We start from the raw sequence: 10158 nt of genomic DNA on the forward strand, positions 1-10158 counted from the left end.
GCGGATGCCGGCCACGGGCCGTCCCATGGCGCCCGGCCGGACCGATGCATGGGCGGGATTGGCAATCATGATCCCGCCGGTTTCGCTTTGCCACCAGGTGTCGCGGATCGGCACGCCCAGGGCCGCCTCACCCCAGTGTACCGCGGCGGCGTGCAGGGGTTCACCGACGCTGAAGACCAGCCGCAGGGCCTTCAAGTCTGCACTTTGGCAGGGTTTGACGGGCAGGGTCATCAGGCGCCGCAGGGCCGAAGGGGATGTGTACCAGACGCTGACCCGCTCGTCGGCCAGGATGCCCAGCCAGCGCCGGGCATCGAAGTCGGCTTCGTCGATGATTGTCATGGCGCCGGCCATCAGCGGTGCCAGGAATCCGTAGACCACACCGGTGACCCATCCCGGATCGGCCGTGCACCAGTAGATCTCGCCGGGTTTCAGATCGAGGACGCCGCGGGCCGTCAGCAGGTGGTGCAAGGCGGCCGCATGGACGTGAACCACCCCTTTGGGCATGCCCGTGGTGCCACTGGTGAAATGGATCAGGGCAGGATCCTCGGGATCGGTGGGGGCCACCACAAACGTATCCGCGGCCGTATCCATAAGGGCCTGCAGGTGGGCCACGCCCGGCTTGTGATGGTCGGGCGCATCGATCAGCAGGACGTGTTTCAGGGCGGGCAGTCGCGCGCGACAGGATTGGATCTTGGCGTACTGCTGCCGGGTGGTGACCAACACCCGCGCCTGACTGGCGGCCAGGCGGTGGAGGATCGGTTCGGGACCATAGGTGGCGAAAAGGGCGGAAAAGACCGCGCCGGCCTTCAGGGTACCCAGGGCGGTCAGGTAGAGTTCCGGCACGCGGCCGCAAAGGGTGGCCACGACTTCTCCCGGTGCGACGTCGAGGTTCTTGAGACCATTGGCGACCCGGTTGGTGAGCCGTTCCAGTTGGGCGAAGGTCCACTGCTTCCGGCAACCGTCGACCGCGAGCCAACGCAGGGCCGGTCGATCCCGATCCACGCCGGTGGCGTGCCGGGTGACGGCCGCGTGGGCCATGTTCAGCCCACATGCCGGCGCCGGTTTTTCCAGCTCATGACGGATGGATTGCCAATCGGCCCAGGCGGCGGTGCCATGGATTGCCGAATGGGGCGGCGGTCCCTTTGGATGATGTTTGTCGTGATGGTCCAAGCCGGTGTCCATAAGCCCCTCCCCATCCGAATCCTGGTGGGATGACATGGTACGTGGCGATTCCTCTTTCTTTTGAGCAAGGCTCATGCCAGGCGCATTTTAGATGAATTTGAATATAATTAAGCGGGTTGTGGCTTGTGGCGGGTGATATGGCGCCAGGTTGCTGTAAAAATTTCCGGCAGGTTGTAAAAGCGGCTGATTACCCTGGGCCACGGCCCGATTCCAGTTGATCCGGTACCCAGCCGATGATATGAAAAATTTTACTCGCTCCGTGTAAAAGGCTTGGGCCGGTGTCCGGAGCGTTTGTTTTTTTCGCGGCCCGGTAGCGGGTTGAACCGCGTGGGGCGATTTTCCGGCGCTTTACCATCAACTCCTTTAGAGGACGACGGCCACCATGCTTGACGGCGATACCTCAGACGACCGCTTTCCCTCGGCCAATCCGATTCCCTGCCGCCAGATTCTTTCCCTGCTCGGCGAAGGGGTGGCCGTTCTCACCCGGGGGCGGGTGATTTACGCCAACACGGCCCTATGCGAGATGACCGGCCTCAACCGCGGCGAGATCCTCGGTTGCACCTTCCTCAGCCTGGTGGCCGACCCGCATCGCGCCCTCATATCGGACTGCCTGCGGCAGGTGGACGTTGCCTGCGCCGCACCGATGACTTTTCGGCTGCAGCGCGGCACCAGCGCCGGCCGCCAGGTCCGCATGGCGGTCGCCGAACTGCAGTTGCACGGTTCATACAGCGATGATCCGGGAATCCTTTGCAGCCTGACCGATATCACCGATTTCCAGGATCGGATCATCGAACTGGAGCGTGCGAACCGTCGCATGCGCAGCCATCTGGACGACACGGAAAGCGTGCTGATCTCCTTTGCGCCATACGACTGCAACGATATCCTGCTGATCAACCGCCACGTGGAAGCGCTGTTGGGCTGCTCCATCAAGGAGATCATGAATGGCCGGCGGCATTTGTTCGATTTCGTCCATCCGGACCATCTGTCGCGGGTCATGGATTTTTACAACGGTTTTCCAGACACCCATGAAACCGAGGAGATCGAATACCCGATTATCAACAACAGCCGTCAAACCCGCTGGGTGCGCGACATGGGCAATACGCTCTTCGTCGAGCACGGCGGCGGGATGCCGCGACGGATCGATCATACCCTGGTCGATATTACCGACCAGAAGAATCGTGAAATGGAGCTCCGCGAGGAACGCCGCAAGCTTGCCAGCATCCTGAAAAACAGCACCGACATGATCTACCGCGTGGACAAGGCGGGCAATTTTCTCGAACTCAATCCGGCGGGGTTGAAGCTCTTGGGCTTTGGCGATGATTTCAAGGGGCGCAATATCCTGGATGCCTATGTCGACCAGAGTCAGCGGGAGCGCCTGTTGCTCCAACTGGAGGAAAAGGGCCAGGCGCAGCAACTGACCCGGTGGAAAGTGGCCGACGAGATGGTCATCGATGTGGTCATCAATGCCGTCCAGGACAGCCAGCCCCAGGGAAATGGACTCTCCTACCAGGGCATCGTCCACAATGTCACCCACACCCTGGAGCTGAAGAAGCTGGAAACCATCAAAAAGATGGCCGGCGGCCTGAGTGACAAGATCAACACGCCCCTGATGACGCTGTTGATGAATATCCAATTGATGCGCGAGACGGTTGAGTCCGCCACGCCGGATACCGCCGAGATCCTTGAGTGCCTGGACGAGATGGAGAAGGCCTACCACAAGATTGTCGGCCCCATGCAGACGGTGCGCGAAAACTACTGGTATATCGACGAGGTTCCCGACGGCTGCGGGGGCACGATCTACGAAGTCCGCGATAAGCGCTGAAGGCAGCGGGGGAATCCGCGCCGCCGGCAGACGAAATCCTTGAATCGATCATTCGCTCAAAATGCTGTCCAATAGCCCCTTGATTGTCTCTTTATAAGGTTTCAATTCTTTTTTCTCAAAGACCTTCTGGACCGCTTCGCGTTCGAGCTGCTGCCGGGCGATGGATTTGAGATCCGGTTTGAAGGTCGGCCGGTCAAAACTGCCGCCGACCAGGACCGGCACGGTAATTCCCTTGTGGGTGGCCGTATCGCCCTGCCCCTTGATCGTACCGACGAATTTCGGTTCAATCCGGAAATCAAGGGATTCTCTCACCAGATCGGCGCTGCCGGCGGCCTGCAACCGCAGAAAGGGCGATTGCAAGCGGATGTCCGGGGTGGTGACCACGCCCTTGTTGATGACGTAGGGAATCCGCAGTTCGGTGAAGTCGGTACGCGGCTTTTCCCCGCTTGTCGGCTGGGCCAGCCCGAAGGCGGCCTGGACATTACGAACCATGTTGGCCAGATCGATGCCCACGATGGCACCATTGGTGACCAATAGCTCGCCTTTGCCGCCCAGGCTCTGTTTGATGCGGTCCGGCTGGTCGCCGGTCATGTTCAGTTGGATCGTCGCCTGGGTGGTTCCCTCGAGGATATCCTTTTGCAGCTGATCGCGCAAAAGGGGGCCGATTTGAAGACCGTTGATGCGCATATCCAGCCGGGTGGCGGGCGTGTTGCCCTTGACCCGCACTTCGGCGTTTCCGGAAATGGCGCCCTGGTAAGCCTTGAGGCTGAAGGGAGCGATGCGAAAGCTTCCCTCCTGGCCTTTTACCGTTAGCTGCAGGTCGGTGATCGGGGCACGGTGGACCACCATCGTGCCGGCCTTGATTTTTCCGTCCACGCTGAGTTTGCGCAAAGGCGTGTAGATGGCCTTGTCCGGCACCGGCGCGCCTGGCGAGGGGGTCGCCGGGTCGGTGGTCGTTTTTGCCTGCCGACCGTTTTGGGCGGCGCCGGCGGGTCGGCCGCTGTGTTGGGGGGCAGATAGCGATCCAGGTCGATGCGATCGAGATCGATTTGGAACAAGAGGGAGAGGGGCGCAAGCGGCGGGCGTTCAGGGAAAAATCGATGGCCGTGTCGTCGAGCTGCAATCGGCCGGCTGACACGCTGGCGGATGTCGGATCGGCTTCGATGTCGGCGGTCAGGTGGATCTGCTGCAGGGCCGCGGGATCCGTCGTCTGGATCGGCTGTGCGCCCTTAAACCGGTTCATCAGCGCTTTTAACGAGAAGGGGCTGACCGAAAGCGCCACTTCGATCTTGGGCGCCTGGGCCGGATGCTTGACCTGACCGGCCAGCTTGACCGTAAGCTCCTCAAATGCCCGCAAGACGATATCCAGTGGAACGGTGCCCTGCCCGACATCCCGGCCGATGGGGCCGAGCGTCCCCTCCAGGGCGAGCGGCTGGTTGTTCCATCGGGCGCTGGCGCTGACGGGAATCGGTTGGTCAAGGGTGATATTCCGCAGGGCCAGATTGACATCGGTGACGTCCTGCGGGGTGCCGCCGGCCGGGTCGATATAGCGGATCGTTCCGTTTTCGATGCTGAAATGGCCCACGACCAGGTTGCCGATGGGTAATTTGACGGCCGCATCCGTTTTTTCAGGCGATTTTGGGTTTTGGGGCGGTTGTTGCTTCGCCGGTGCCGGCGTGGGTTGCTTGGGGGCGGAAAAATCCCAGTTCGTCCGGCCATCTTCCTGCTTGATCAGGGTCAATTCAGGCCCCTGGACAACGAGGGCTTTCACCTGCAGGTCTCTTTTGAGGAGCAGGGGCATGAGCTTGGCCTTGACCGAGAAGGATGCGACTTTCAAGAACGGCTGCTCCCCGAAACCCGCCGGATTGCCCAAGGTCAGGTCGGAGACGGCGACCCCGGCCCACGGGAAAAGGGAGAGCTTCAGGTCGCTGCCAATGAGAACCGACCTGCCGGTGGCCGCCGATATTTTTTCTTCCAGGAAAGGCTTGTAGCGGTTTACGTCGACCAGCAGCGGGATGACCAGCAGGATGGCCAGAATCAGGCTCACCAAGCCCAACCCAATGATCGATATCCATTTGGCGGCGCTTTTCATGTATTGCCTCCTTTTAGAGGGATTCGGTCGGCGGGCATCAATCCCCCGGGTGGGAAAGAGGAGGTGGCGCAGCCAGCCGAAAAGGGTGTTGCCGCGCAGCATGGCCTGCTCCCAGGCCATGAAATCGCGCGCGAGCCGTGCCGGGTCGGAAAAAAATTCCGCACGCGTGGTGAAGGTCTCGTTCGGATCCAGATTTTTGACTACCCGCGCCGGGTTGCCGACCACCACGCAGTTGGCCGGCACCGAATCCACCACAATGGCCCCGGCGCCGACAATGCTGTTCTCACCGATGGTAACGCCCTTGCAGACAATGGCGCTGTCCCCGATCCAAACATTTCTTTCCATGGTGACCGCCCTGGCCTTGCCGAAGGAGAGGCGGTTGTAAATGCCGTGCCAGTCCGAATCGGTGATATAGGCGCCGTTGGCAATCATGCAGTTGTCGGCGATGGTGATGCCTTCCGCGCTGCTGATGCGCACTCCCGGGCAGATCAGGCCGTAGTCGCCGATGGTGATGTGGCCCTTGCCCGCCTCGGCCGGCCAGACGGAAAAGCGGACCTTTTTGTCCGGCGTGGCGATCACCGTGGCGTAGGCGCCCAGGCGGATCGGCGCGCCGAAGAGCTCCACGTGCCAGGGGCGCATGAAGGTGAACCCCGGCCCCAAATGGTCCATCTGGGGCCGCAGGAAGTGGCGCGCGTAAAACTTCTGGAATTTCAGATAGGCCTTCTTGACCACATAGGGTCGATGATCCTTGGTCATCGTTTCGCCCACCCGGCATGGCTGAACAGCTGAGCTGCCGGGGTCAGGTCGAAGAGGGCGTCGGCGGCCATGAGCACCACGGCATTGGTCCAGGTGATCTTCTCCTCGGGCCAGCGCGTCATGTCGGGGAAGGTAAAACCGCACCAGAAGGTGCCGTCTTCGAAGACATGCTCGGAGAGCCAGTTGAAGACGATCTGCGCCTTTTCCATATCGCCCATGGCGCTAAGGGCCAGCACCAACTCGGAGCTCTCGGCGATGGTCACCCAGGGTTGGTCGGAGACGCAACGTACCCCCAGCCCCTCGACCACGAATTTCTTCCATTGCCGTTCCATGCGGCGGGTTGCCGCGTCACCGGTAACGGCGCCGCACAGCACCGGGTAGAACCAATCCATGGAAAAACGGGACTTGGTCATATTGAAACGGGTCGGCCGGTTCCGGATGGCGTCTTCCAGGCGCAAAAGCCCCTCGCGCCAGGCCGGCTTGGGGATGTTGCGTTCGGCGGCCATGGCCAGGGCGCACTTGAGACTCATGTAGATGGAACTGCAGCCGGTGAGCAGCGCCATGGGATCGACCTCGCCTTGGGGGCTGACGGCCCAGGCGATCTCGCCGCCGGGATGTTGATGCCGCAGAGCAAAATCGATGGCCCGGCATACCGTATCCCACATGGATGATAAGAATCGGTGGTCGCCGGTGACCCGCCAATAGTGGAAGACGCCCACGGCGATGTAGGCGCTCATGTTGGTTTCGCGGGTGCGATCCTCGACAATGCCCTGGCGGTAGGCGGAGAACCATGATCCGTCGGCCAACTGCACGGCGCGCAGCCAGTCGTAGGCCCGACGGGCCGATTCGAAATCACCGCCCACCACCAGGCCCATGGCGGCCTCGATGTGGTCCCAGGGATCGGTCTTGCCACCCGGGGACCAGGGAATTTCACCCGAGGCAGCTGGGTGGCGGCAATCAGCCGGCACACCGCATCGACATCGACGGCCAGTCCCTGCCGCGATTTGCAGAACCTCACATTTATCAATGGACGTTACCTTTATCAGTCGATCCGGAATCCAGGCGGCCTAGGTCAGTGTATCCAGCAGGTCGTTAAAATACGTTGGAACCCCTCGAGTTGCAAGGGAAAAGGAAAAGACGCCGTTTCGCGCATTCATCCACCTTGACTTGACCGGGAAAACTCTCTATGAACTGGGCGTTACCCATTAGCGGGGCTTGAACGGAAGTTTCCCACAGCCTCTCAACCCAACCGCCGGTATCGCGGGTTCCAGTCCAACGATCCGCCTGCCTTGGTTTCAGGACAGTGTTCAATGAAGCAGTTACTCAAGGAGATGATCCTGGGGCCGCAGCGGCCGCCCATGCCCACGGTATTTTGCCGTCTGCCGATTTTTGCGAGGTCGTGCTGGAGGAACCCAAGGCCGACAGCCATGGTGATTTGTCCACCAACATGGCCATGCAGATGGCCAAGACCCAGCGCATGGCGCCGCGCAAGATCGCCGAGGCGCTGATTGCCCATCTGGACGACAAGACCGGTATGATTGCGCAAACGGAGATTGCCGGACCCGGTTTCATCAATTTTTTCATCAAACCCGCCGCCTGGCATCCGGTGTTGACCGCCATTCACGATCAGGACGGCGACTATGGACGTTGCGATCTGGGAAAGGGGATGCGCATCCAGATCGAATTCGTCAGCTCCAACCCCACCGGCCCGCTGCACGTGGGCCACGGCCGCGGTGCCGCGGTGGGCGACAGCACGGCCAATATTCTGAAATTTTGCGGTTATGATGTTCAGAAGGAGTATTACATCAACGACTCCGGCCGTCAGATCCAGACCCTGGGGCTCTCGGTCTACCTGCGTGGCCGGGAACTGATCGGCAAGACCGTGGATTTTCCGGAAACCTGTTACCAGGGAGCCTACATTCGCGATCTGGCCGCCGAGCTTTTGGCCCGGGACGGCCAGGAATTGTTTGAAAAGGATGAAGCCGCGGCGATCATGCCCTGCGCCCGCTATGCCGCGGAGAAGATCACCCGTGGCATGCGCGCCGACCTGGTGGACTTCGGCGTCACCTTTGACTGCTGGTTTTCCGAACAGAGCCTTTACGATGCCGGCAAGGTGGCGGCGGATATCCGCTATTTCCGGGAAAAGGGCCTGATCTATGAAAACGACAATGCCCTGTGGTTTAAAACCAGCGACTTCGGCGACGAGAAGGATCGCGTGGTGGTGCGGCAGAACGGCCAGACCACGTACTTCGCATCGGATATTACGTATCATAAGGACAAGTTCGAACGCGGGTTTCAGAAGGTCATCGATGTGTGGGGCGCCGATCATCACGGGTATATCCCGCGCATGAGGGCCGCCGTGGAAGCCTGCGGCTACCGCCGGGAGCAGTTCGACGTCTTGCTGGTGCAACTGGTCAACCTGTTGCGCGCCGGGCAGCCGGTGGCCATGTCCACGCGGGCCGGAGAGTTCGTCACCCTGGCCGACGTGGTCAAGGAGGTGGGGCGGGACGCGGCACGGTTCATTTTTCTGACCCGGCATTATGACAGTCCGCTGGATTTTGATTTGGAACTGGCCAAGCAGAAGACCAACGACAATCCGGTTTACTATGTCCAGTATGTGCATGCGCGGATTGCCAGCATCTATCGTAAAGCCGAGGCCAACGGAATGGATCTGGGCGGATTCAGCACGGATGACCTGACGGCCCTTTCGACCCCCGAGGATGTGGCCCTGATCAAGGCCCTGGCCCGTTATCCGGAAGCCGTGGCGTTGGCCGGTGCGGCGATGGAGCCGCACCGGATTACCTATTACTTGATGACCTTGGCGGCAGCCTTCCATACCTACTACAACCGGCATCGGGTGTTGTGCGAGGACGATCTGAGGCTGACCCGCGCCAGACTTCATCTGATTACAGCGGTGCAGAAGGTGATCCGCAACGGCTTGGCCCTGTTGGGCGTGTCGGCGCCGGACGCCATGTAATGTCCGTTAATTACGGATAGAAGGAAAGACCGTGACCGAGAAGAAGGCCAACGCACCTAGGCAACCGAAGGCATGGGGCCGCTATTTGCTGGTTTTTTTCTTGGCGGCATGGATGTTTGTGCTGGGCGTGCTGGTGGGGCGTGGCACCGCGCCGGTGACCTTCGATATTCGGGCACTGGAGAAAGAACTGCTCTTGCTGCGTAAGGCGGCGATGCATGAAGAGCGTGAGCAGATGAAAGAAGCCCTGGGCGGCGAGGTGGAGTTCTATGAACGGTTGCCGTCCGACGCGCCGGAGTCAACGGATGCGATTCCGCCGCTGCCCAAGCCACCAACCGTCGATCGGGCGGATAAATCCCCAACCGATACGACGACCCAGACACCGCCCCACAGACCCGTGCCCCGCTCATGGCCAAAAAAACAAAACGGCCGTGGTTAAACCGGTCGTAGCGGTGAAATCGGCCGCGGCGGCCAAACCGGCAAGTGCCGCGCCGGTGGTCGCGGTTTCGCCGCCGGCGGGCCATTTGACCATTCAGGTCTCCGCCCTCAAAGATGGGGCGACGGCGGAACGGATCGTTGCAAATCTGAAAAGAGACGGGTATCCTGCTTACTTGTCGCGGATCGTGATCCCCCAAAAGGGATTGTGGTTCCGGGTGCGGGTGGGCAGTTATCAAACCCGCGAACAGGCGGCGGCAGACATGACCCGGCTCCAGCAGAGCCGGAAAAATCCCATTCTGGTTGAAAAATAAGCAATCCGAATTGAATGACGCGCTGAACCCGCAGCAGGCGCGTGCCAGGCGTTCAGGCCTGAATGGTAAGGAAACCCCTGATGAAAATTTCCAAAGCAGAAGTCCTGCATGTCGCCGATTTGGCCCGGCTGGAAATCGGTGATGCCGACGTGGACCGTTTTGCCGGTCAGATCGGCACGATTCTCGATTATGTGGATACCCTGAAACAGGTGGATACCACCGGTGTGGCGGCCACCTCCCATGCCATCACCCTGACCAACGCCTTTCGCGAGGATGTGGAAGCCGGTCACCTGGACCCGGAAACGGCACTGGCCAACGCACCGGAGCAGGAAGACGGCGTTTTCCTGGTCCCCAAGGTGATCTGATCGGCCATTTTGTGGCCATTGCTGACGCTGGCCAGCCATCCACTCAAGGACGTGAAGTGATGAAATTGTATGAACTGACCATCGAGCAGGCCTCCGGTCTGCTGAAAGATAAAGAGATTTCCGCCAAGGAATTGACCCGGGCCGTATTGGACCGCATCGACGCCGTGGACGCCACCGTGGGCGCTATCTGACCGTCGATGCCGAGGGTGCCATGGCCC

At 60.7% G+C, this 10158-nt stretch carries 9 protein-coding genes and 1 pseudogene; 6 read left to right on the plus strand and 4 right to left on the minus strand.

Annotation, left to right across the window (positions count from 1 at the left end):
• Nucleotides 1–1182, minus strand: a 1182-nt coding sequence (locus tag JCM12296_RS29000) for an AMP-binding protein (protein WP_172684160.1), incomplete at its 3' end; no start/stop codon positions are given.
• Between the two features lie 382 nt (nt 1183–1564).
• On the opposite strand from JCM12296_RS29000, the gene JCM12296_RS29005 reads away from it, so the two are divergent.
• A complete protein-coding gene (locus JCM12296_RS29005; RefSeq protein WP_054700321.1) occupies nt 1565–3004 on the plus strand; it encodes a PAS domain S-box protein in 1440 nt (479 codons plus the stop codon).
• 48 nt (nt 3005–3052) lie between these two features.
• Here the strand turns inward: JCM12296_RS29005 and JCM12296_RS37230 are convergent, their stop codons facing one another.
• The 3 genes and pseudogenes from JCM12296_RS37230 to JCM12296_RS29020 all read right to left on the minus strand — a co-directional run bounded on the left by JCM12296_RS37230 (nt 3053) and on the right by JCM12296_RS29020 (nt 6820).
• Nucleotides 3053–3922, minus strand: coding sequence for an AsmA family protein (locus JCM12296_RS37230; protein ID WP_306304155.1), 870 nt, complete (start codon nt 3920–3922; stop codon nt 3053–3055).
• A 190-nt stretch (nt 3923–4112) separates the two neighbouring features.
• Nucleotides 4113–5852, minus strand: a pseudogene (locus JCM12296_RS37235) (AsmA family protein); the annotation flags it as partial.
• Nucleotides 5849–6820 carry a glucosidase family protein gene (locus JCM12296_RS29020; protein ID WP_246805059.1) on the minus strand — a complete coding sequence of 324 codons (972 nt, stop codon included), beginning with the start codon at nt 6818–6820 and terminating at the stop codon, nt 5849–5851. The pseudogene JCM12296_RS37235 and the gene JCM12296_RS29020, both read right to left, overlap by 4 nt.
• Before the next feature lie 335 nt (nt 6821–7155).
• Here JCM12296_RS29020 and argS point away from each other — a divergent pair, with 335 nt between their 5' ends.
• The 5 genes from argS to JCM12296_RS48335 all read left to right on the plus strand — a co-directional run bounded on the left by argS (nt 7156) and on the right by JCM12296_RS48335 (nt 10131).
• Nucleotides 7156–8829, plus strand: a complete 1674-nt coding sequence (gene argS, locus JCM12296_RS29025) for an arginine--tRNA ligase (protein ID WP_246805061.1) — start codon at nt 7156–7158, stop codon at nt 8827–8829.
• Between the two features lie 31 nt (nt 8830–8860).
• Nucleotides 8861–9265, plus strand: coding sequence for a hypothetical protein (locus JCM12296_RS40420; RefSeq protein ID WP_054700325.1), 405 nt, complete (start codon nt 8861–8863; stop codon nt 9263–9265).
• Nucleotides 9258–9575, plus strand: coding sequence for an SPOR domain-containing protein (locus tag JCM12296_RS29035; RefSeq protein WP_054700328.1), 318 nt, complete (start codon nt 9258–9260; stop codon nt 9573–9575). Before JCM12296_RS40420 ends, JCM12296_RS29035 begins: the two co-directional genes overlap by 8 nt.
• Before the next feature lie 80 nt (nt 9576–9655).
• A complete protein-coding gene (gene gatC / locus JCM12296_RS29040) occupies nt 9656–9940 on the plus strand; it encodes an Asp-tRNA(Asn)/Glu-tRNA(Gln) amidotransferase subunit GatC (protein ID WP_054700330.1) in 285 nt (94 codons plus the stop codon).
• Between the two features lie 59 nt (nt 9941–9999).
• Nucleotides 10000–10131: a hypothetical protein gene (locus tag JCM12296_RS48335; protein ID WP_281492191.1), complete on the plus strand. Its 132-nt coding sequence runs from the start codon at nt 10000–10002 to the stop codon at nt 10129–10131.
• Nucleotides 10132–10158 lie beyond the last annotated feature (27 nt).

The sequence above is a fragment of the Desulfosarcina cetonica JCM 12296 genome (assembly GCF_001311845.1).
Taxonomy (GTDB): domain Bacteria; phylum Desulfobacterota; class Desulfobacteria; order Desulfobacterales; family Desulfosarcinaceae; genus Desulfosarcina; species Desulfosarcina cetonica.